A 22,135-nucleotide genomic window follows, 5' to 3' on the forward strand; every position below is an offset into this window, starting at 1 on the left:
CGGGTACCGTGTGCGTGTGGAGATCATCGCGTTCATCATCGGCGTCGCCCTGCTCGTCGTGGGCCTCGCCGTCTCGATCGGTCTGCACGAGATCGGGCACCTGGTGCCGGCCAAGAAGTTCGGCGTCCGGGTCGGCCAGTACATGATCGGCTTCGGTCCGACGCTGTGGTCGCGCAAGATCAAGGGCACGCAGTACGGCATCAAGGCACTGCCGATCGGCGGCTACATCTCGATGGCCGGCATGTACCCGCCCTCACCGGCGAAAGAGGCGGCGGGCGGGCGCGCCGCCGGCGGCTTCTTCGCGACGATGGTGCAGGATGCCCGCGACGCCAACGACGAGACGATGCTGACGGACCACGACGTCCATGTGTTCTACAAGCTCCCGGTGTGGAAGCGCGTCGTCATCATGCTCGGCGGCCCGGTGATGAACTTCCTCTTCGCGATCGTGCTGTTCGCGATCCTGCTGAGCGGCATCGGCGTGCAGACGGCGACCACGACGGTCGCGAGCGTGAGCGAGTGCGTCATCCCGGCCGACGCGGGGCCCACCGCGTGCGAGTCATCCGATCCCACAGCTCCCGCCGCTGAGGCGGGCATCCAGCCCGGCGACGTCATCGTCTCTATCGACGGCACCGCGGTGTCGGACTTCGCCGAGACCTCCGAGATCATCCGGGCGTCGGCAGGGGAGCAGCTCTCGATCGTCGTCGAGCGCGACGGTGAGCAGCAGACGGTGCGCCTCACACCGGCGACCGCGACGCGTGTCGAGACGGATGCCCGGGGGTACCCCGTCGTCGACGACAACGGTGACACGCAGTACGTCGAGGTCGGATTCGCGGGCGTCGGTCCGACGGTCGAGTACGTGCAGCAGCCGATCTGGGCGGGTCCGCAGGCCGCGGTCGAGAACGTCGGCGCCGTCGCGGGGATCATGTGGCAGCTGCCGGTGCGCATCTACGACACGGCGGTCGACCTGTTCACGGGGCAGGAGCGCGACCCGAACGGCCCGCTCAGCATCGTGGGCGCCGGGCGGCTCGCGGGCGAGGTCGCGGCGACGGATGCTCCGATCCTGAACCGGGTTGCGGGTTTCCTCGGGTTGCTGGCATCCCTCAACATCGCCCTCTTCGTCTTCAACCTCATCCCGCTCCTGCCGCTCGACGGCGGCCATATCGTCGTCGCACTGTGGGACGGACTCAAGCGCGCATGGGCGAAGGTCTTCCGCCGTCCGCCGCCGAAGCCCGTCGATGCGACGAAGCTCGTGCCGGTCACGTTCATCGTCGTGATCGCGCTCGTGGTGATGGGCGGGATCCTGATCCTCGCCGACCTGTTCAACCCGGTTTCGCTGTTCTGAGACTTTCTCGAGCCTGATGTCGAAATCGGGGTTGCCCGTTCGCTGTGGGGATGAAACGGTTCCCATGACGAAAGGACCACGACCGTGAAGTACGTCATCATGTTCACCTCGACCCCCGAGCTCGACGCGGCCGTGCCGCCCGAGCGCGCGCAGGAGGTCTACGGCCGCGTGTACGAATGGTTCACCGAGCACGACGCGAAGATCACCGACTCCGGCGCCGAGCTGCAGCCCACCACGACCGCGACGACGGTGCGTCACGGTGCCGAGGGTCCCGTCCTGGTCGACGGACCCTTCACCGAAGCGCGCGAAGCCGTCGGCGGGTTCTCGGTCATCGACGTGGCCGACCTCGACGAGGCGCTCGCCCTCGCGAAGTCCTGGCCGATGCTCGACCTGCCCGGCACCTCGGTCGAAGTGCGACCGATGGTGACGGACTACAGCCAGTTCGAGTGATGGATCCGGATGCCGCGGCCGCGGGTGCAGCCGCGGCATCCGACGTCGTCCTGGCGCGCATCGTCCGCGAGGAGTCCGGGCGCATCGTCGCGGCGCTCACGGCGTCGCTGCGGAACCTGGACCTCGCCGAGGAGTCCGTCGCCGAAGCCGTCGTCGAGGCGCTGCGCGAATGGCGCGTGCGCGGCATCCCGCCCCGTCCCGGCGCGTGGCTCATGCAGGCGGCACGCCACAACGCACTCGACCGACTGCGGCGCGAGCAGCGGTTCCGCGAGCGGATGCCGCTCCTGGTCGAGCCCGACGCGCTCGTCGAGACCGATGCCGAGGTGGACGAGCGGCTTCCGCTGCTCTTCGGCTGCTGTCACCCCGCTCTCTCGCCCGATGCGCAGCTCGCGCTGACGCTCCGGGCCGTCTGCGGTCTCACGACGGAGCAGATCGCCCGCGCGACCCTGACGGCGCCGACGACGGTCGGCCAGCGCATCTCGCGGGCGAAGCGCAAGATCGGCGCCGCAGGCATCCCGATCCGCGTTCCAGAGGGCGCGCAGCGCCGCGAGCGACTCGACATCGTGCTGACCGTCGTGTCGACGATGTACAGCGAGGCGCATCTGCTGGCGGGGGCGGATGCCGCGGCCGACCGCGATCTCGCGGATGACGCCGTCTGGCTCGCGAGCGTCGTCGCCGATGCGCTCCCGAAGGAGGCCGAGGCGCACGGACTCGTCGCGCTCCTGCTGTTCCACCGTGCGCGCGAGGGCGCCCGCGCGGTGGACGGCGATCTCGTCCTGTTGGCGGATCAGGATCGGGCGAAGTGGGATGCCGGGCTTCTCGCCGGCGCGCGCGCCGCCCTCCTGCGCGCGGCGATGCTGCGCAGCCCGGGCAGGTGGCAGCTGCACGCGGCGATCGCGGCATGCCACGCTGATGCGCCGACGGCGGCCGAGACCGACTGGCTCCAGGTGCTGACGCTGTACGACATGCTGCTGGCATACGACCGCTCACCGATCGCGCGGCTCAATCGGTCGGTCGCCCTCTTGAGGGTGGAGGGGCCGGATGCCGCGCTCGCCGAACTGGATGCGATCGCGAGCGAGCTCGCGGGGTTCCACCTGTGGCACGCCGTGCGCGCGGCCGTGCTGCGCGAGGCTGGGCGCCCGGATGAGGCGATGGCGGAGGACGTGCGGGCGCTCGAGCTGACCGCGAACGAGGCCGAGCGCCGGCTCCTCCGTGCGCGACTCTCGGGTTCACCCTCCCAGGAGTAGACGGCGTCACAGCGAGTCGTCCTCGGGGCTCGGCTTCTCGGCGTGTCGGGCTCGGAGGACACTTCCTCTCCACGCCATGCAACTTCCGGTTCACACGTCGATCGCGATGGAAGTTCCGTTTCACATGTCGATGGCGAGTGAACTTCCGGTTCACACGTCGATCGCGAGTGAACTTCCGGTTCACACGTCGATCGCGAGTGAACTTCCGGCTCACACGTCGATCGCGAGTGAACTTCCGGCTCACACGTCGATCGCGAGTGAACTTCATGTTCACACATCGATGCGTGTGTGAGCCGGAGGTTCAATGGCGTGAGGAGATACTCTCCGCGGCGCGCGACACGCCCGTGAGCGCAGTGTCATCAACGGGCGAGGAGCGAACGTTCACCGGCGCCCGAGCGGAGTGCGGATGAGCCGCCTACTCGCCCGTGGGCCAGGGCAGCGGGGCGAGGGCGTGGGTCACGAGGCGCTCGAGCGTGGTCATGCCGTCGCGCGACAGGATCGACTCCAGGTGCCCCTGCACCGAAGCGAAGCCGGGCCCGCGCAGCGCGTAGACGTCGCCGGAGGCGTCGGCGGCGACATCCGCCACTCCGACCTGCGTCGTGCCGGCCGGCACGCGCGCCGTGAAGGTGTTGTAGAAGCCGATGGATGCCGGCTGCCCGAAGACGTCGACCGTCTTCTGCAGCCCCTGGTGGGGCGCGGCGAGCGGTGCGAGGTCGATGCCGAGCGAGTCAGCGAGGATCTGGTGGCTGAGGCACACGGCCAGAAGCGGGCGACCCGACGCGCGGCGTCGCGCGACGACATCGCGCATGCGCCGCATGCGCGGGCTGTCGGGATCCCGGGGATCTCCGGGACCGGGGCCCGACACGACGAGCTCGGCCGCGTCCACCTGGTCGTCGGTCACGTCACTCCACGGCACGATCTCGACCTCGAGTCCGAGGTGGCGCAACTGGTGCGCGAGCATCGTCGTGAAGCGGTCCTCGGCATCGACGACGAGCGCCGATCGCCCCGCGAACGGACCGGCTCCGGCTGCCTGCGGATTGAGCCAGAACGCCGCGAGCCGCGCATTGCGCGATTCGAGCAGCGCCGCGATCTCGGGGTCTGCTCCCAACGGCCGTCGCTCGGTTGTGGGCTCGTCTTCGTCGATGGATGCCTCGGCCACGGTGTCGCGAGGGATCGCGCCGATCGCCCCGAGCACCCCGGCGGCCTTGCCGTGCGTCTCGCTCACTTCGCCGTAGGGGTCGGAGTGGCGAACGAGCGTCGCGCCGACCGGTACGCGCAGCCGCCCGTCCTGCAGGTACGCCGTGCGGATGAGGATCGGCGCATCCAGGTCGTGCGACGGTTCGCCGGGCTCGACGCGCGTGCGCGGCGTGAACAGCGCGGCGACGCCCGAGTAGTAGCCGCGCGGGGTCTTCTCGTGCCGTGTGATGACGGTGCAGGCGTTCTGCATGGGCGAGCCGGTGACGGTCGGGGCGAACATCGTCTCGCGCAGGATGTCGCGGGGGTCGAGCTTGCTGCGTCCGCGCAGGACGTACTCGGTGTGCGTGAGGCGCGACATCTCCTTGAGGTGCGGTCCCGTGATGCGGCCGCCGTCGGAGCACACGGCGCTCATCATCTTGAGCTCTTCGTCGACGACCATGAAGAGCTCCTCGGTCTCCTTCGTCGAGCGCAGGAACTCCGTGAGGCTCTCAGGTGTCGCTCCGCCCGCGGGGTGGCGGAACGTGCCCGAGATCGGGTTCATCGTCACGACGCCGTCCTGCGCGCTGACGTGCGCTTCGGGGCTCGCTCCGACGGCGATGTGACCGGGGGTCACGACGGCGAAGGTCCAGTACGCGCCGCGCTCGTGCTCGAGGAGTGCGCGGAACCACGTGAGCGCGGCGGTCGCGGCATCCATCGACACATCCGCCGTGAAGTCCCGTCGGATGACGAAGTTCGCACCCTCGCCGCGGCCGATCTCGTCGGCGATGACGCGGCGCACGATGTCGGCGTAGACCTCGTCGGCGATGTCGAAGCCCGCGTTCTCGAGCGGCACGGCGTCTGCGGGCAGCTGTGCGATCGCCTCGGCGCGGGGGAGCGCGGTGTGCTCGTCGACGACGAGGCAGCGCAGCGGCGCACCATCGTCGTGCGAAGCGAAGCCACGCTCGCGCACCTGTCGGAACGGCACGAGCGCGAGGACTTCGCGCGGCGCGCCGTCCGCGGCGAGCAGCGGGACGTCGGCGAGCAGGTCGACATCGACGACGTCGCCCGTGAGCACTTCGACGGTCTCGCCGTCGCGTGCGATGAGGGCGAACGGGATGCCGAGCTGCGCGAGTTCGGTGATCCGGCCGTGATTCATCGTGCATCCTTCGTCATGGCGGGTGGCCGCCTCACGAAAAGAAAGACCGCCCGGGGGCGGTCTGTCGTCGCTCGAACGCACCGCCTAGGAGGCGGGCCACCAGGAGATGTTCGAGAGCATGGGCCGAAACTACCACAGCGTCCGGCCCCTGCCCCGCGCGGACGACGCTACGGTGAGACGCACGACAACCCCCGAGGATGCAGATGACGCAGTTACCCATCGTCGCGAGCTCCACCCCATCAGAGCCGGAGCGCCGGCATCCGTCCATCGCCGACAAGGTCCGCGCGCTCGGCGAAGCCCGCATCGGCGCGCTCCTGCTCGTGATCGCGACGCTCGTCGCGATCATCTGGGCGAACGTCTCGTACCCGTCGTACCACGACTTCTGGGAGACCCACCTGACGATCGGCGTGGGCGACATCCAGCTCGACTTCACGCTGCACGCGATCGTCAACGACGCCCTGATGGCGATCTTCTTCTTCACCGTCGGGCTCGAAGTGCGCCGCGAGTTCGCGATCGGCGAGCTCACGAGCTGGTCCCGCGCCGCCGTGCCGGTGTTCGCCGCGATCGCGGGACTCGTCGTGCCCGCCGCGCTCTTCCTGCTGATCGCGAACGGCACCGGCCACGAGCACGCGTGGGGAGTCGTCATCTCGACCGACACCGCGTTCCTCGTCGGGGCGCTCGCCCTCGTCGGGCCGCGGGTCTCGGGGCGCCTGCGCGTGTTCCTGCTCGCGCTCGCCGTCGTCGACGACATCGGCGCGCTCAGCATCATCGCGCTGTTCTATACGGCGAACTTCGATCCGATGCCGCTCATCGTCGCGGCGATCGGCCTCGCGGGCATCTACTTCACGCGGTACATGCGCAAGGGCCGCGGGCTCATGTACGCGACCCTCGCGATCATCGTGTGGCTCGCCTTCCTCGCCTCGGGTGTGCACCCGACGCTCGCGGGCGTCGCGATCGCGCTGCTCGTGCCCGTCTATCGCCCCAACCGCCGTGACGTCGAGCAGGCGCTCGAGCTCGCCCGCACGTTCCGCCAGTCGCCCAACAGCGAGTACGCGCGGCTCGCGGCGAACAGCCTGCGCGAGTCGATCTCGATCAACGAGCGCCTGACGTCGGCGTACGCGCCCTACGTCGCGTACGTCATCCTGCCCTTGTTCGCACTCGCCAACGCCGGCGTGCAGCTCTCGCCCGAGATCCTCGCGGGGGCGGTGACCTCACCGCTCACGTGGGCGATCGTCGTCGGCCTCGTCGTGGGCAAGTTCGTCGGCGTGTTCGGCTCGGCGTTCATCATGAAGGTCTTCAAACTCGGCGAGTTCGGCACGGGCCTCACGCTCGACCGCATCGCCGGGGGTGCGGCGCTGTGCGGCATCGGCTTCACGATCTCGCTCTTCATCATCGATCTCGCGATCGACGACGATACGGCCGCGAACGAGGCGCGCGTCGGCGTGCTCGCGGCATCCGTCATCGCCTTCGCACTCGGTGCCATCCTCTTCCGCGTGTCGGACGCCCGACGCCCCGACGACGACGGCGGGCGCACGCTCGCGCGACCCGTCGACCCGACGCGCGACCACTACTACGGCGACATCGACGCGCCCCTGCAGATCGTCGAGTACGGCGACTACCAGTGCCCGTTCTGCCTCAAGGCGTCGGGGTCGATCGAAGAGGTGCGAAGAGAACTCGGTGACCGCCTGCTGTACGTGTGGCGCCACGCCCCCCTCGAGCGCGTGCACCCGAACGCGCTCGCGGGCGCCGAGGCGGCCGAAGCGGCGGGTCTGCAGGGCAAGTTCTCGGAGTACGCCAAGAGCCTGTTCGCCGACCAGGATCACCAGCTGCCATCCGACATCATCCGCCGCGCGCGCGACCTCGGGCTCGACGTCGACAAGTTCGAGCGGGATCTCAGCAACCCTGCCGTGACGAATCGCGTGCGCGACGATGTGCTGGATGCCGAGGCCATGGACATCACGGGAGTGCCGACGTTCTTCATCAACGGCGTGCGGCACACGGGGCCGTTCGACGCGCAGACCCTCATCCGCGCGCTGGAGGAGACCGCTGCATCGAGCCCCCGTCCAGGCCCCGCGGCGTAGGCTGGGAGCGTGCCAGCTGTGAATCTCGGGATGCCCAAGGTCCCCGACGTCCTCGCTCCCCGCCGCAAGTCCCGCCAGATCAAGGTCGGCAAGGTGCTCGTGGGCGGGAACGCGCCGATCAGCGTCCAGTCGATGTGCACGACCCCGACGACGAACATCAACGCGACGCTCCAGCAGATCGCCGAGCTGACGGCATCCGGCTGCGAGATCGTCCGCGTCGCCGTCCCCTCGCAGGACGATGCCGACGTGCTGCACATCATCGCCAAGAAGTCGCAGATCCCCGTGATCGCCGACATCCACTTCCAGCCGAAGTACGTCTTCCAGGCGATCGACGCCGGCTGCGCCGCTGTGCGCGTCAACCCCGGCAACATCCGCAAGTTCGACGACCAGGTCGGTGCGATCGCCGCAGCCGCGAAGGCTGCCGGCGTGTCGCTGCGCATCGGCGTCAACGCGGGCTCGCTCGACCCGCGCCTGTTGCAGAAATACGGGAAGGCGACCCCCGAGGCGCTCGCCGAGAGCGCGCGGTGGGAGGCATCCCTCTTCGAAGAGCACGACTTCCACGACTTCAAGATCTCGGTCAAGCACAACGACCCGATCGTCATGGTCAAGGCCTACCGCCTGCTCGCCGAGATGGGCGACTGGCCCCTGCACCTCGGCGTGACCGAAGCGGGCCCCGCGTTCCAGGGCACGATCAAGTCGGCGACGGCGTTCGGCATCCTGCTTGCGGAGGGCATCGGCGACACGATCCGCGTCTCGCTCTCGGCGCCGCCGGCCGAAGAGGTCAAGGTCGGCCACCAGATCCTGCAGTCGCTCAATCTGCGCGAGCGCAAGCTCGAGATCGTGTCGTGCCCCTCGTGCGGCCGCGCGCAGGTCGACGTCTACACGCTCGCCGACAGCGTCACCGAGGGCCTGAAAGACGTCACGGTCCCGCTGCGCGTGGCCGTCATGGGGTGTGTCGTGAACGGACCGGGAGAAGCCCGCGAGGCCGACCTCGGCGTCGCGTCGGGCAACGGCAAGGGGCAGATCTTCGTCAAGGGTCAGGTCATCAAGACCGTCCCCGAGGCCGACATCGTGCAGACCCTGATCGAAGAGGCACGGCGCATCGCCGACGAGATGGGTCCGGATGCCCAGATCGGCACCGCCCAGGTCGTCACGAGCTGATCGTCACGACGGCCGCATCGCATCGCGCCCCGCGTTGCGCATGCGCGCCTGATTCCTGTTCGCGCGCCACAGATCTGACGAGCGCGAGCAGGGAAGGGGCACGCGGCACTCGCGCCCCGGTCCTTCGGTCGGAGAATTGCGCCGGAGTCGGATGATTCGGCCAGAATTCTCCGACATGGATGACATTCTCCGACCGGGCGCGGGAGGTGGTGCGGCACATCACTGGTGCCCGCGCGGACGGGCGACCGCGAGAGGCGCGTTCGCCGCTCTAGACTCGGCCGGGTGACCAGCCCGACCTCGATCTCGCGCCCCGTCGTCGCGGGCATCGTGACCGCCCTCGTCGGTGTGACGAGCTCGTTCGCCGTCGTGCTGACGGGACTGCGCGCCGTCGGCGCCACCCCCGCGCAGGCGGCGAGCGGGCTGCTCGCGCTGTGCGTGCTGATGGGCGTCGCGGCGATCGTGCTGGCGGTGAGGTACCGGATGCCGATCACGGTCGCCTGGTCGACGCCGGGCGCCGCACTCCTGGCCGCGACCGGAACGATCGAGGGCGGATGGCCCGCTGCGGTCGGAGCCTTCCTCGTCGTCGCAGCCCTCATCCTGCTGACCGCGGTCTGGCCGCAGCTCGGGCGCCTGATCGCCCGCATCCCTCCGTCGATCGCACAGGCCATGCTCGCCGGCGTCCTGCTGCCGCTGTGTCTCGCGCCGATCGGCGGGCTCGTCGCGAACCCGTGGGGCGTCGCACCGGTCATCGTGACGTGGCTCGTCTTCGCCCGGTTCGCGCCGCGGTGGGCGGTGCCGCTCGCGTTCGTCGCGGCATCCATCGTCGTCACCGTCCATCTCGTGTCGACCGGCGCCTCCGTCGACCCGGCGGTGCTCGTGCCGCGCCTGGAGTTCACCGCCCCGACCTTCACGTTCGGCGCGCTGATCGGCGTCGCGCTGCCGCTGTTCCTCGTGACGATGGCGTCGCAGAACGTCCCGGGCGTCGCGATCATGCGCTCGTACGGCTACGAAGTGCCGTGGCGCCCCGCGATGCTCGTGACGGGCGTCGGCTCGGCCCTGGGAGCGACGGCGGGCGGGCACGTCATCAACCTCGCGGCGATCAGCGCGGCGCTGTCTGCGGCGCCCGAGGCCGAGCCCGATCCCGCGCGCCGGTGGATCGCCGCGGCCTCGTCGGGGGTATCGGGGATCGTGCTCGGCGGCCTGTCGGCGGTGCTCGTCGCGCTCGTCGTGCTGGCTCCCGAGGGCGTGATCCCTGCTGTCGCCGGTCTCGCTCTGCTCGCGGCTTTCGGATCGGCCGTCCAGCAGGCGATCGATGACCCGGGGGAGCGGATGCCTGCGGTCGTCACCTTCCTCGTCGCCGCCTCGGGCGTGGCGATCCTGGGCGTGAGCGCCGCCTTCTGGGCGCTCGTCGCGGGTCTCGTGGTTCGTACGGTGCTGCACCTGGGCCGCCGGCCGCGCTCGTAGACTCGGGCCATGGGCAAGGTCTTCGAATCGATCGATGAGGGTCTCGCGGCCTGGATCGCCGAGCAGCGCATGTTCTTCGTCGCGACCGCTCCGCTGTCCGCCGACGGGCACGTCAACGTCTCGCCACGCGGCGGTGACAGTCTCAGCCTGCTCGACGACCACACCGTCGCCTGGCTCGACCTGACGGGGAGTGGTGCCGAGACGATCGCCCACCTGACCGAGAACGGTCGCATCTGCGTCATGTTCTGCTCGTTCGACGCGCGCCCGCGCATCGTGCGTCTGCACGGTCGCGGCCGCGTCGTGCTACCGGGCGACGAACTCTTCGCGCGGGTCGAGGCGGAGCATCCCGGACACATCGGCGCACGTGCCGTGATCGTCGTCGACGTCGAGCGGATCGCGGACGCGTGCGGCTGGGGCGTGCCGGTCATGGAGTTCGTGGACGAGCGCGACATCATGCGTCCGTGGGCCGAGAAGAAGGGCCCCGACGGCCTCGACGAGTATCGGGCGCAGAAGAACTCGCGCTCGATCGACGGGCTCCCCGCGCTCCGATCCTGAGCTCAGTCGAGCGTGCCGCCGACGGCGCGCACGTCGACCGGCGTCGCGAGGGTCGTGCGGACGGCGATTTCGAGCGCCGTGGCGATGCCGCGGAGGGGGAGGGATGCCGCGTCCGCCGGCGCATGCTCGGCGTCCCACGGCACGTGGATGAAGCCCGCTCGGACGCCCGTCGCGGCGAGTTCGAGCGCGTGGAAGAAGACGTGGTTGCACACGAATGTTCCGGCGGAGTACGAGAGCTCCGCGGGCAAACCGGCGTCCGTGATGGCCTGCACGATGGCCTTGACGGGCAGCGACGAGAATCGCGCGTCGGGCGCGCCCGCGATGCTCGGTTCGTCGATGGGCTGTGCTCCGTCGTTGTCGGGGATGCGGGCGTCGACGAGGTTCACCGCGACCCGCTCGACGCCGATTGCCGCGCGGCCGCCTGCGAGCCCGGCGGCGATTACGACGTCAGGAGCGTGCGTGTCGATCAGGGTACGCAACGTCGCTGCGGCGCCATCGAACGTCACCGGCAGCACGGCGGTGATGAGCACCTCGGGGCCGCTCCAGCGTGACGAGACGAGGCCGACCGCTTCGCCGGAGGGATTCGACCCGTCGCCGGCGAACGCTCCGAAGCCCGTGAGCAGCACCGTCGTCATCCATCCACAGTAGGTGGATCGTCGTCGACGTCGGGTTCATCGAAGGGGAGTGGGAGCCGATCGTCTCGACGGCGCTCAAGGCCGTGGCTGTCGCTGCTGAGGCGCACGGATAGGCTTGACCCTCGTGGTGACCCGTCTCTCAACGTTCTTCCTCCGTACGCTCCGCGAAGACCCGGCCGACGCCGAGGTCACGAGCCACAGGCTGCTCGTGCGCGCCGGCTACATCCGCCGCGCCGCACCGGGCATCTTCACGTGGCTGCCGCTGGGCCTGCGGGTCAAGGCGAAGATCGAAGCGATCATCCGCGACGAGATGACCAACGCGGGCGCCTTCGAGGTGCACTTCCCCGCGCTCCTCCCGCGCGAGCCCTACGAGCAGTCGGGCCGCTGGACCTCGTACGGCGACGGCATCTTCCGCCTGCAGGACCGCCGCGGCGCCGACTACCTGCTCGCGCCCACGCACGAGGAGATGTTCACGCTGCTCGTGAAGGACCTCTACTCGTCGTACAAGGATCTGCCCCTGTCGATCTACCAGATCCAGGACAAGTACCGCGACGAGGCGCGTCCGCGCGCCGGGCTCCTGCGCGGGCGCGAGTTCACGATGAAGGACGCGTATTCGTTCGACTACACGGATGCGGGACTCGACGAGAGCTACCAGGCGCAGCGCGACGCGTACGAGCGCATCTTCCAGCGTTTCGGGCTCGAGTACGTCATCGTCGCGGCTGACAACGGCCTCATGGGCGGTGCGCGGAGCGAGGAGTTCCTGCACCCGATCGCGGTCGGCGAGGACACCTTCGTGCGCTCCGCGGGCGGTTACGCCGCGAACGTCGAGGCGTTCACGACGATCGCGCCCGAAGCGATCCCGTTCGACGGCCTGGCCGAGCCGGTGATCTTCGACTCGCCCGACACGCCCACGATCGAGACCCTCGTCGCGCACTCGAACGCGCACCTCGACGGCGAGTACACCGCGGCCGACACCCTCAAGAACGTCGTCCTCGCCCTCACGCACCTCGACGGCACGCGCGAGCTGGTCATCGTCGGTCTTCCGGGCGACCGCGAGATCGACGACAAGCGCGCCGAGGTCGCCTTCGCGCCCGCAGCCGTCGAAGCGGCGACCCCCGAGGACTTCGAGCGCAACCCGCTCCTGGTCAAGGGCTACATCGGACCGTGGTCCGAGACCGGCGCGATCCTCGGCGAGGAGTCGGCCACGGGCATCCGGTACCTCCTCGACCCGCGCGTCGTCGACGGGACGTCGTGGATCACGGGCGCCAACATCGACGAGAAGCACGTGCACTCGCTCGTCGCGGGCCGTGACTTCACCGCCGACGGCATCGTCGAGGTCGCGAACGTGCGTGCGGGCGACCCCGCGCCGGACGGCTCCGGCCCCGTCGAACTCGCACGCGGCATGGAGATCGGCCACGTGTTCCAGCTCGGCCGTTTCTTCGCCGAGACGCTCGGGCTCAAGGTTCTCGACGAGAACGGCAAGCTCGTCACGGTCACGATGGGCTCGTACGGCATCGGCGTGACCCGCATCCTCGCGATCCTCGCCGAACTCAACAACGACGACAAGGGTCTCGTGTGGCCCGAGTCGATCGCGCCGTTCGACGTGCAGGTCGTAGCGGCGGGGCGGGATGCCGTGGCGTTCGACGTCGCGGCGGCGCTCGCCGATTCGCTCGAGGGCGCAGGGCTCGACGTGCTGTACGACGACCGCGCGAAGGTCTCGCCCGGCGTGAAGTTCGCCGACGCGGAGCTCGTCGGCGTGCCGAAGGTCGTCGTCGTCGGCCGTGGTGCTGCCGAGGGCCAGGTCGAGCTGTGGGACCGTCGCTCGGGCGACCGCGAGCACATCTCGGTCGATGAGGCCGTGGCGAGGCTCACGGCGCGCTGACCGCTCCCCGCGCAGGAGGCATCGGCGAGGTCGGTGACGTTCGAGCGATGCTTCAGGCGTCGACGAGCGCGCGGAGCTCCTCGACCATCTGCTCGGACTGGCGCAGGAGTTCGCGCAGGCGCACGTCGGTCGAGGACGGGGGAACGGATGCCGCGGCCTCCGCGCCCGTCGTGATCGATCCCGACACGGCTCCCGCCGCGACCCCCTTCGCCGTGTGTTCGACGGAGGGCTTCACCGCCGCCTCGGCGGGCGCGTCCGCCGAGGCCTCCGTCGCCGACTTCGACGGCCCGAGGAAGAGGTTCGCGAGGTAGCCCGTGAACGTGCCGAAGATGCCGACGCCGACGACGATGATGAGGGTGCCGATGAGGCGACCGGCGGTGGTGACGGGGTACTGATCCCCGTAGCCGACGGTCGAGATCGTCACGAGCGTGTACCAGAGCGCATCGGAGGCGCTCTGGATGTTCGCGCCCTCGGCGTCCTCTTCGACCCACAGGATCGAGAGACTGCCGAACTGCAGGACGAAGACACCCATGAGCAGCAGCGTCATGAGCGTCGAGTTCGCCCGATCGTGGACCAGCGTGTTCCAGACGGTGCGGGGTCCGACATCCCGCAACAGCCGGTAGACCCGCAGCAGGCGGAAGATGCGCAGGATCTTGAGCTGTGCGAACGGCAGACTCGCGAGCAGATCTGCCCAGCCGAATCCGCGGAAGAAGTACCGGGCCGCCGACTCGGCAGTCGCCATGCGGTAGATGAAGTCGCCGAGGAAGATGAGGCTGAACAGTCCGTTCATGACCTGGAGCACGATCTGCAGCGCGCCGTCGCCCTGCAACGCGTACACGAGCACGAGGTTCGCGATCGACAGCAGCGACAGGATGCCGATGAAGATCTCGTACGCGGTGTTCTTCAGCTCGGAGCGAGCGCGTGCCTTGCGGCTCTCGCGGGACATGGGGCCTCCTCGGAAAGGGTCTCCCCGCGATCCTCGCGGATTCTCCGGGCGGGAGCTTCGTTCGGAGCGGGTGATTTCCGGAGGAGGGGATCGGGATGCGGGCGCACACGCGCCGAGGGCACCCTTCGTTTCGGCTCCGCTCCTGTCGGCGCCGGCCGCAGGGCTCAGCAGCTGACGGAGCCGTGCACCATGGTGTCGTCGGGCGTGTCCTTCGTCACGAGCGCCTTGAGCATTCCGGCCGCCGTGGCGAGCTTTCCGTGGCGAGGCTCCCAGAACTCGCACTCGGTCGGGCTGACGCGCAGGAGCGTGATGCCGGGCGTCTCGAGCCCGTCTTCGAACCAGATGTCGAGGGATGCGGTGTACAGCTCCTCCATCTTCGCCCGGTCGTCGACGGTGCGCGCCCTGCCGGCGACGGACACGAAGCGGTACCCCTTCGCGTCGAGATACGCGAGGTTGACGTCGTGGTCGGCTTCGGCCTCCTCGACCTTCTTGCTGTCGTCGAGGGTGAAGAACCAGATATCGCCGTTCTCGTCCATCTGGCGAGTGCTCATAGGCCTCGAGACGAGGTTCCCCGCCGCATCCTGCGTCGTCAGCATCGTGAAGTCGATGTCTTCGACGAGTTCCTTCACCCGTGCGATCGCCTCGGGCCCGGTCACTTCTGCTGCATCGGTCATGCATCCACCCTCCGGCCGCGTGGCGGGCGCGAGGAAGGGGCTTGACAGTCAGAGCCGGGCGTAGCGTGCGCGGAAGACGCAGAACACGCCGTAGACGATGAGTCCGACGCCGACCGCCGACGCGAGCCAGGGTCCGTAGGGGAGCGCGATCAGCGCCGAAACGGCCGCGTCGAGGCCGCCCGCGGCGTCGGGATCGACCTTGATGGCCGCCACCAGCAGCAGGATCCCCAGGATCAGCAGAGCGATGCCCTTGGCGATGAACCCGACGATGCCGAGGACCTTGACGCCGTCGCCCAGGGCGCCCGACGGAATCGACATCTTCTTCTCGAAGCTGCGCATCCCACCCATCACGACGAAGGCGATGCCGCCGATCGCGACCCCGACGCCGACCGCGCCGAGCAGGAATACGCCGCCGGGGATCCCGAGCACGCCGCGGCTGGCGTCCTGGGCGGCGGTGTCGCCGTCCGGTTGCGCGCCGAGTGCGACGGATGCGGCGACGACCCCGAGTGCGATGAAGACGACCGCCTGGCCGAACTCCGAGACGCGCACGCCCCACTTCGAGGCCTTCTCGACCGTGTCGTCGCTCACGACGGAATCGATCGCGTCGGGCGCGCTCGTCGTCGTCGGTCGTGCGAGCACCCCTTCGAGCACGTGCCACACACCGAGTGCCCACAGCGCGACCGCGAGGATCCACAGCACCGCGAACCCGAGCGGCGCGGCCGCAATGGCCTTGAACGCGCCGGCCTGGTCCGTCTCACCGTCGCCGCCGAACGCGACGACGAGCACGATCACGCCGATCAGGATGTGCACGAGGCCGTTCGCGGCGTAGCCGGCGCGCGCCGCGAATCGCAGGGCGGGGGTGTTCTTCGCCTCGCGCGCGACGCGCCGGGCCTCGGGGTTCATCCCCTCACGATAGGCCGCCAGGCAACGAGAATCGGTCAACCGCGCGAAGTTCGGAGTCGTGGCGGCTTTCGAGTCCGAAGTACGCGTGGTTGACCGATCTTCGTGAGGGGTGCGCGAGGCCCGGGGCACGTTCTCTGACGACGAGGCGGCGCTCATGCCAGGCTGAGACCATGGCGAGCACGAATCCCATTCCGCCCGAAGTGACCGACGAACTGCGCGCGACCATCGACGCCGCCGGAATCGCCGAGAGCAGCGACCTCATCGCGCGGATCCTCGCGACGGGAATCGGTCTGGGGCTCGACGAGACCGACCGGCTCGATCTCAAGATCACCTCCGCCGCGCTCACCGAGATGCGGGCGGCCTTCCGTCTGTTCGCGCCCTATGCGGGCATCCCGAAGGTCACTATCTTCGGATCGGCCCGCACCTTGCCCGACCACGCGCTCTACCGTCAGACGGTCGAGATGGCGGCCGCGCTCGCCGACGCGGGATGGATGGTGGTCACCGGTGCGGGGCCGGGAATAATGAAGGCCGCCGCCGAGGGCGCGGGGCCCGAGCAGTCGCTCGGCGTCTCGATCCGCCTGCCGTTCGAAGAGAGGCCCAATGCGATCGTCGAGGCCAGCGCGCGCAACGTCGCGATGAAGTACTTCTTCACGCGCAAGCTCATGCTCGTGAAGGAGTCCAGCGGTTTCGTCTGCGTGCCGGGCGGCTTCGGCACGCTCGACGAGATGTTCGAGCTTCTGACCCTGCAGCAGACCGGCAAGGCCGAGCCGACGCCGATCGTGCTGCTCGATGAGCCGGGCGGCACCTTCTGGACCGGTCTTCAGCGTTTCGTCGACGACCAGCTGGTCCGGTCGGGGGTGATCTCACCCGACGACTTCGATCGTGTCTTCGTGACGGACTCGGTCGAGGCCGCGACGGATCACATCACCGGTTTCTGGCGCAACTACGACTCGCTGCGCTGGGTGGGCGGCACGCTCGTGCTGCGGCTGAAGAACGAGCCGACGGATGCCGAGATCGAGGCGCTCAACGACCGTTTCGCGGGCCTCCTCGCGAGCGGACGCGTCGAGCGCGCGGAGCCCCTCCGCAGCGAACGCGAAGACGATGATCGCCTCGAGCTGCCGCGCCTCGTCCTGCGGCTGAACCAGTTCCGCGTCGGCGAGCTCTACCGCCTCATCCGAGCCGTCAACGAGCTCGAGTCGGCTCAGCGCGCTTCGAGGTAGGCGAGGATCGCGCGCACGCGCCGGTTGCCGTCCGGGCTCTCGGGCAGACCGAGCTTCGCGAAGATGCTGCCGATGTGGGTCTCGATCGTGCGCTCCGAGAGGAAGAGCCGCTGCCCGATCGCGGCGTTCGACCAACCCTCGGCCATGAGCGAGAGCACATCGACCTCGCGCGGCGTGAGGGCGTCGAGGATGGATGCCGCGCGCGCCGCGCCGAGCAGTCGTGTGACGACCTCGGGGTCGAGCGCCGTTCCCCCCGCGGCGACGCGGTCGAGCGCCACGAGGAACTCGTCGACGTCGAGCACGCGATCCTTCAGCAGATAGCCGATCGCCCCGCCCGCGACGAGATCGACGGTGTGCCGCGTCTCGATATGCTGCGAAAGCAGCAGCACGGGCGTCGGGGGCTCCCACGCACGGATCTCGAGCGCCGCGCCGATGCCCTCGTCATCGGACGGCATGCGGATGTCGAGCACGACGATGTCGGGCCGGTGCGCCCGCACCTGTGCGACGGTCGCGGGGGCCGTGGCGGCGCGGCCCACGATCTCATGGCCCGCCGTCTCGAGGAGTGCGGCCAGACCCTCGCGGAACAGTGCGGAATCCTCGCCGATCACGACCCGCACGGCAGCACCGCCTCGACTCTCGTGCCCCGGCCGGGTGCCGAATCGACGGTGAGCGATCCACCCAGAGCCTCGACGCGGTCGACGAGCCCCGTGAGTCCGCCGGTCGTGCGCAGCCTGGCGCCGCCGCGACCGTCGTCGGCGACGGCGAGATGCAGGGCCGCGGCATCCATCGTCACGTCGATGCGGATGCGGGATGCCTCGGCATGCCGCAGCGCGTTCGCGACCGCCTCGCTCGCGACGAAATACGCGGTCGTGGTGACCGCGTCGGGCAGATCCGCGTCCTGCACGTCGAGCTCGATCGTGTCGGGTGCGAGGCGCGTGAGCCCCGCGAGTGCCGGACCGAGGCCGTCGTCGAGGGCGCTCGGCCGCACGCCGTGTGCGATCTGCCGCAGTTCGGCGACCGCGGTGCCGAGTTCGGCGACCGCCGTGTCGAGCGTCTCCGAGAGGTGGTCGTCCGCCGACGACGTGCGCTGCAGGACCCGCAGCCGCATGCCCAGTGCGACCAGACGCTGCTGCGCGCCGTCGTGCAGATCGCGCTCGAGGCGGCGCCGCTCGTCGTACCCCGCCTTCAGGATCCGCGAACGGGATGCCGCGACCTCGCTCATCGCGAGGGAGAGCTCGGCTCGCATGCGGATCGCGTCGAGGAGCGGCGCGGCGGCCGTCGCGATCGCACCGGCGGGCCGCTTGACCCGACCTGCGGAGGGGACGATGGCGCCGATCTCATCTCCGCGCACGCGCACGGATGCCGTCGTCTCGCGCACGGCGATCGGCCGACCGTCGAGGCCGACGAGCGCGGCGTCCGAGAGCCGCCGGTATCCGATCCGCAGGCCCTCGTCGCGCAGCGCGGTCTGCAGCGCGTTCTCGACCTCTTCGGGCTCCGCGGCACCCGCGTCGACGCGGACGCTGAGGCGCCGCAGACCCGTGACCGCGCGTCCGCGCTCGGGGTACAGCACGTGGTCGGCGCCGCGACGGACGAAAGGATAGGACAGCACGGCGGCCAGCGTGAGCCCGACGGCCGTCGCGATCGCGGCGACCGGCGACCAGTCGACGAGCGCGAGCCCGACGACGGCGCTCGCGACCGACAGCACGCCGAGCGCCGCGACGCTCAGCACCGTCGCCGTCACGGTGGCCACGGCGGCCCGATCGATGTCGACGGCGTCGGGATGCAGGAGGCTCATCGTGACGCCGGCCGGGATCGCGGTGTACATGAGCACGAGCCCGATCGCGACGAGGTCCGGCGTGCCGAAGACGAGGTAGCTCGCCCAGCAGAGCAGGAGCGTGACCGGAAGCGACGCTCCCGTGACATAGATCCAGCGCAGCTGCAGGCGCGCGCGCTCATCGGAACGGCGGTAGCGGACGATCGGGGCGGCGGCGCACGCGACGAGGAGCGCCAGGAAGATCGGCAGCAGTGCCAGAGCGACGGGCGTCGTGGGCGCGAGCAGCGCCGGCACGAGCGCCTGCACTGCGACGACGGCGATGAAGGCCGCGACGACGGAGCACAGCACCCAGCCGACAGTCGCCCACCGGCGCGAGGCGGTGCGCCCGTCGGGCACCACGAGCAGAAGGATCGCGAAGGACAGATAGAGCAGCATCCACGATCCGGCGGACGGCGACGTCATCGTGTCGACCGGAGCCGAGCTGACGATCGCCCCCAGTCCCGCTGCGGCGAGCAGCGCAGAAGCGGGGTGCCCCGGCAACCGGCGCGCGAGCGGGATCGCGAGAGCGAGCGGCACGAGTCCCACGATCACCTGCGCGACGAACGGGACCAACAGCGGCTTCGAACCGGGAGCCACGAGCCAGGCGGTCGTCACGACGAGCGCGGCGACCCAGGCCGCGCCGACGGTCACTGTCGTCCAGCGCATGCCCTCACCATAGAGGCGCGACGGTCGCGGCGGGATCCGTGTCAGCACGCGGCGGACGACCGTGACGACTCCGATCCCTCGGAGCGCCGTCGGCGCGAGCCTCGAAGTGGTCGGCCACGCGGGCCGCCGCACACCGAAAGGCTTCGACATGACCACGACCTCCGCACCGATCACGGGCGCCGCGACCCGCCTCGTGGACCCCACCATCGGCTTCCGTCGGCGAACGACCGCCGTCGCGCTGCCGCTCGCCTTCGCCCTGCAGGCGGTCACGAACACGCTCTACTCGCTCTCCGTCGGCGACGGCGTCGGAGACACGGGATCGGGCGATGAGACGCTCGCCTTCTACGCAGCGCACGGCGGCGCGATGACCGTTGCGACGATCGTCTCGCTGATCGGATCGCTGCTCGTCGTGCCGGGCGTGCTCGCAGCGCTCCGGGTCCTTCGTCCGACCCGCCCTCGACTGTCGCTCGCGGCGGGCATCCTCATGATCGCTGGCTATATCGCGTACTTCGGCATCGTCTTCACGAACTACGACACCATCGCGCTCGCCCGGTTCACCGTCGATGCCGGCGCCGCCCTCGACGAGCGTGCCGCCATTCCCGGCGCCATCGTCGTCTTCCTCCTCTTCGTCGCGGGCAACCTCGTCGGCACGCTGCTGCTCGGGCTCGCCGTCATCCTGTCCAGGAGCCTGCCGTGGTGGGCCGGGGCGCTCATCATCGGCTGGCCCGTCGGACACGTCGTGAACCTGGTCGTCGGCAGCGAGTGGTTCGCCGTCGCCGGGGGAGCGCTCGAGGTGATCGGACTGTGCGTCGTCGCTGTCGCCGCGCTGCGGCTCTCGAACGCGGAGTGGGCCGCGCGCGGGTGACGTCCGGGTGATGCGCAGAGCGATGGATGCCGCGCCCGGCCGGGCCGCGGCATCCATCGTTCTACGATTGATCCGGTGACCCCCTCGAGCCCGACGCGCACCGCACCGCGGTGGAGCGCCCTGCCTCGAATCGTCGCGAGCGCACCGCCGGTCGTCCTGGTGGTCGTGGGGGCCTTGGCGCTCCTGCTGGGCCTGCTGATCGTCATCCGCCCTCTGACGTCGCTCCTCGTGCTGACCGTCTACGTCGGCTTGAGCGCGATCTTCGCAGGCGTGGTCGGGCTCGTCGGGTGGCGTGACCGGTCATGGCCGCGGCGCGCGTTCTCGCTCGTCTGGGTGGTCGCGGGTCTTGCGATCCTGATCGGTTTCGGCGGAACGTTGGAAGCCCTGCCTTCGCTCCTCGCATTCCTCCTCCTGCTCGGCGGCCTCGCGTCCCTGTTCGACGTCGTCGCGTCGGAGCGCGTGAGCGCTCGCGTCCTCGCGCTCGCGTGGGGCGGTGCCCAGCTCGTGTTCGGCATCCTCGCCTTCACGTGGCCCGACGTCACGGTTCTCGTCGTGGCGCTCGTCTTCGGAGTGCGCACGATCGTATTCGGCGCGACGACACTCATCCGCGGAGCGCGGGCGCTCGTGCGTCGCTCGGTGCACGAACCGAAGCCGCCGTCACGTCGCGCCCTCGCGTGGGCGGCGGCGGGACGCTACGCGCTCTCGGCGGTCCTCGTCGCGACGGCGGCCGGGGGATGGGCGCTCAACAGCTGGCTTGCAGACGGCGCACCCAACGTGGACGCCTTCTACGATCCGCCCGCCGTCGTGCCGTACGAGCACGGTGAGCTCATCCGCGTCGACGACTTCACCGGGCAGCACCCCCCGGGCGCCGACGTCCGCCGCATCCTGTACACGACGAGGGATGCCGTCGGCCAGCCCGCCGTCGCGAGCGCGCTCGTCATCGTGCCCGAGCGGCCCCGCGCCGGCGCGCGTCCGGTGATCGCGTGGAATCACGGCACGACGGGCGTCGCGCGCGGGTGCGCGCCGAGCCTGCGCGAGGCCTCGGCGACACGATGGGCGATCCCCGGCCTGAACGACGCGATCGCGAAGGGCTGGGTCGTCGTCGCGTCGGACTACTCGGGGCAGGGCGCACCCGGTGTCTTCCCGTACCTGATCGGACGCGGCGAAGCGCGGTCCTCCCTCGATGCGGTCCTGGCCGCACGGCAGCTCGAGGGCGTCGCGCTGTCGCCGCGCACGGTCGCGTGGGGCCATTCGCAAGGCGGTCACGCGGCGCTGTGGATGACCGAGATCGCGGGGGAGTACGCGCCGGAGCTCACCGTCGTCGGTGCCGCCGTGATCGCTCCCGTCGTCGATCCGCTCGCGCTCGCCGAGGAGATCGATGCCGACGACGCGAACCCGCTCCTGTCGATCCTGACGTCCTGGGTGCTCGTGCCGTACGCCGACACCTACCCCGACGTGAATCTCCGCGACTACGTGGCACCCGGGGCCGAGGCGATCGTCCGAGAGATGACCCAGCGCTGCCCGACCGAGCCGGGTGTCGTCGTATCGGTCGCGACCAGCCTGGGTGTTTCGGCGGACCGCCCGCTCTACCTCGGCGACGTCACGTCGGGTCCGCTGGGGGAGCATCTCGCCGAGAACGCGGCGACCGGACCGTGGAGAGTGCCGCTCCTGGTCGCGTGGGGCGAGGCCGACGAGGTCATCCCGCCGCGCCTTCAGGGCGAGTTCGTCGAGCGGCTCTGCTCCGAAGGCGAACGCGTGCGCTGGAGCGCGTACGGCGGGTACGAGCACCTGCCGATCCTGCAGCCGCCGTCGCGGTTCCTGCCGTTGCTCATGAACTGGACGGATGCCGTGCTGACAGAGAGCGAGAGCTACCCGCTCGACGACTGCACCCGCTGACCG

18 protein-coding genes are annotated in these 22,135 nt (G+C 70.0%); 11 read left to right on the top strand and 7 right to left on the bottom strand.

Features of this window, described 5'->3' with window-relative positions; genetic code table 11:
• Window positions 1–16 precede the first annotated feature (16 nt).
• From MA876_RS07075 to MA876_RS07085, 3 genes are all read left to right on the top strand, one after another.
• Window positions 17–1,342: a M50 family metallopeptidase gene (locus tag MA876_RS07075; RefSeq protein WP_248147296.1), complete on the top strand. Its 1,326-nt coding sequence runs from the start codon at window positions 17–19 to the stop codon at window positions 1,340–1,342.
• Window positions 1,343–1,426: 84 nt separating this feature from the next.
• Window positions 1,427–1,792, top strand: a complete 366-nt coding sequence (locus tag MA876_RS07080) for a YciI family protein (protein ID WP_248147298.1) — start codon at window positions 1,427–1,429, stop codon at window positions 1,790–1,792.
• Entirely contained in the window at window positions 1,792–3,039 is a 1,248-nt protein-coding gene (locus MA876_RS07085) for an RNA polymerase sigma factor (protein ID WP_248147992.1), read from the top strand. The genes MA876_RS07080 and MA876_RS07085 overlap by 1 nt, the downstream gene beginning before the upstream one ends.
• Window positions 3,040–3,454: 415 nt before the next feature.
• Here the strand turns inward: MA876_RS07085 and MA876_RS07090 are convergent, their stop codons facing one another.
• Window positions 3,455–5,371 (bottom strand): anthranilate synthase family protein, encoded by a 1,917-nt coding sequence (locus MA876_RS07090; protein ID WP_248147300.1) that lies wholly within the window; start codon window positions 5,369–5,371, stop codon window positions 3,455–3,457.
• Between the two features lie 203 nt (window positions 5,372–5,574).
• Between MA876_RS07090 and nhaA the strand changes: the two genes are divergently transcribed.
• The 4 genes from nhaA (at window position 5,575) to MA876_RS07110 (ending at window position 10,632) form a co-directional block, all read left to right on the top strand.
• A complete protein-coding gene (gene nhaA, locus MA876_RS07095) occupies window positions 5,575–7,452 on the top strand; it encodes a Na+/H+ antiporter NhaA (protein WP_248147301.1) in 1,878 nt (625 codons plus the stop codon).
• A gap of 9 nt (window positions 7,453–7,461) precedes the next feature.
• The gene (ispG, locus tag MA876_RS07100) at window positions 7,462–8,613 is read left to right on the top strand and encodes a flavodoxin-dependent (E)-4-hydroxy-3-methylbut-2-enyl-diphosphate synthase (protein ID WP_248147302.1); all 1,152 of its coding nucleotides are present in this window, start codon (window positions 7,462–7,464) and stop codon (window positions 8,611–8,613) included.
• Between the two features lie 282 nt (window positions 8,614–8,895).
• On the top strand, window positions 8,896–10,077 hold the full coding sequence (locus tag MA876_RS07105) for a benzoate/H(+) symporter BenE family transporter (RefSeq protein WP_248147303.1): 1,182 nt from the start codon (window positions 8,896–8,898) through the stop codon (window positions 10,075–10,077).
• Window positions 10,078–10,086: 9 nt separating this feature from the next.
• Window positions 10,087–10,632 carry a pyridoxamine 5'-phosphate oxidase family protein gene (locus MA876_RS07110; RefSeq protein ID WP_248147304.1) on the top strand — a complete coding sequence of 182 codons (546 nt, stop codon included), beginning with the start codon at window positions 10,087–10,089 and terminating at the stop codon, window positions 10,630–10,632.
• Window positions 10,633–10,634: 2 nt separating this feature from the next.
• Here the strand turns inward: MA876_RS07110 and pcp are convergent, their stop codons facing one another.
• On the bottom strand, window positions 10,635–11,267 hold the full coding sequence (gene pcp / locus MA876_RS07115; RefSeq protein WP_248147305.1) for a pyroglutamyl-peptidase I: 633 nt from the start codon (window positions 11,265–11,267) through the stop codon (window positions 10,635–10,637).
• Between the two features lie 124 nt (window positions 11,268–11,391).
• Here pcp and MA876_RS07120 point away from each other — a divergent pair, with 124 nt between their 5' ends.
• Window positions 11,392–13,149, top strand: a complete 1,758-nt coding sequence (locus MA876_RS07120) for a proline--tRNA ligase (protein WP_248147306.1) — start codon at window positions 11,392–11,394, stop codon at window positions 13,147–13,149.
• Window positions 13,150–13,201: 52 nt separating this feature from the next.
• On the opposite strand, the gene MA876_RS07125 is transcribed toward MA876_RS07120, so the two are convergent.
• From MA876_RS07125 to MA876_RS07135, 3 genes are all read right to left on the bottom strand, one after another.
• A complete protein-coding gene (locus MA876_RS07125; protein WP_248147309.1) occupies window positions 13,202–14,095 on the bottom strand; it encodes a potassium channel family protein in 894 nt (297 codons plus the stop codon).
• 164 nt (window positions 14,096–14,259) lie between these two features.
• Window positions 14,260–14,769: a pyridoxamine 5'-phosphate oxidase family protein gene (locus MA876_RS07130; RefSeq protein ID WP_248147310.1), complete on the bottom strand. Its 510-nt coding sequence runs from the start codon at window positions 14,767–14,769 to the stop codon at window positions 14,260–14,262.
• A gap of 48 nt (window positions 14,770–14,817) precedes the next feature.
• Complete coding sequence (locus MA876_RS07135; protein ID WP_248147312.1) at window positions 14,818–15,672, bottom strand: DUF1206 domain-containing protein; 855 nt, start codon at window positions 15,670–15,672, stop codon at window positions 14,818–14,820.
• Between the two features lie 170 nt (window positions 15,673–15,842).
• On the opposite strand from MA876_RS07135, the gene MA876_RS07140 reads away from it, so the two are divergent.
• On the top strand, window positions 15,843–16,892 hold the full coding sequence (locus MA876_RS07140; protein ID WP_248147313.1) for an LOG family protein: 1,050 nt from the start codon (window positions 15,843–15,845) through the stop codon (window positions 16,890–16,892).
• Here MA876_RS07140 and MA876_RS07145 read toward each other — a convergent pair.
• Window positions 16,874–17,509: a response regulator transcription factor gene (locus MA876_RS07145; RefSeq protein ID WP_248147314.1), complete on the bottom strand. Its 636-nt coding sequence runs from the start codon at window positions 17,507–17,509 to the stop codon at window positions 16,874–16,876. The two genes, MA876_RS07140 and MA876_RS07145, sit on opposite strands and share 19 nt — an antisense overlap.
• Window positions 17,497–19,521 (bottom strand): sensor histidine kinase, encoded by a 2,025-nt coding sequence (locus MA876_RS07150; protein ID WP_248147316.1) that lies wholly within the window; start codon window positions 19,519–19,521, stop codon window positions 17,497–17,499. Before MA876_RS07150 ends, MA876_RS07145 begins: the two co-directional genes overlap by 13 nt.
• Between MA876_RS07150 and MA876_RS07155 the strand changes: the two genes are divergently transcribed.
• Window positions 19,520–20,236, top strand: a complete 717-nt coding sequence (locus MA876_RS07155; RefSeq protein ID WP_248147317.1) for a hypothetical protein — start codon at window positions 19,520–19,522, stop codon at window positions 20,234–20,236. The two genes, MA876_RS07150 and MA876_RS07155, sit on opposite strands and share 2 nt — an antisense overlap.
• 75 nt (window positions 20,237–20,311) lie before the next feature.
• Entirely contained in the window at window positions 20,312–22,132 is a 1,821-nt protein-coding gene (locus tag MA876_RS07160; RefSeq protein WP_248147318.1) for a lipase family protein, read from the top strand.
• The last annotated feature ends 3 nt before the right edge of the window (window positions 22,133–22,135 follow it).

This window comes from Microbacterium aoyamense (assembly GCF_023155855.1).
Lineage (GTDB): Bacteria > Actinomycetota > Actinomycetes > Actinomycetales > Microbacteriaceae > Microbacterium > Microbacterium aoyamense.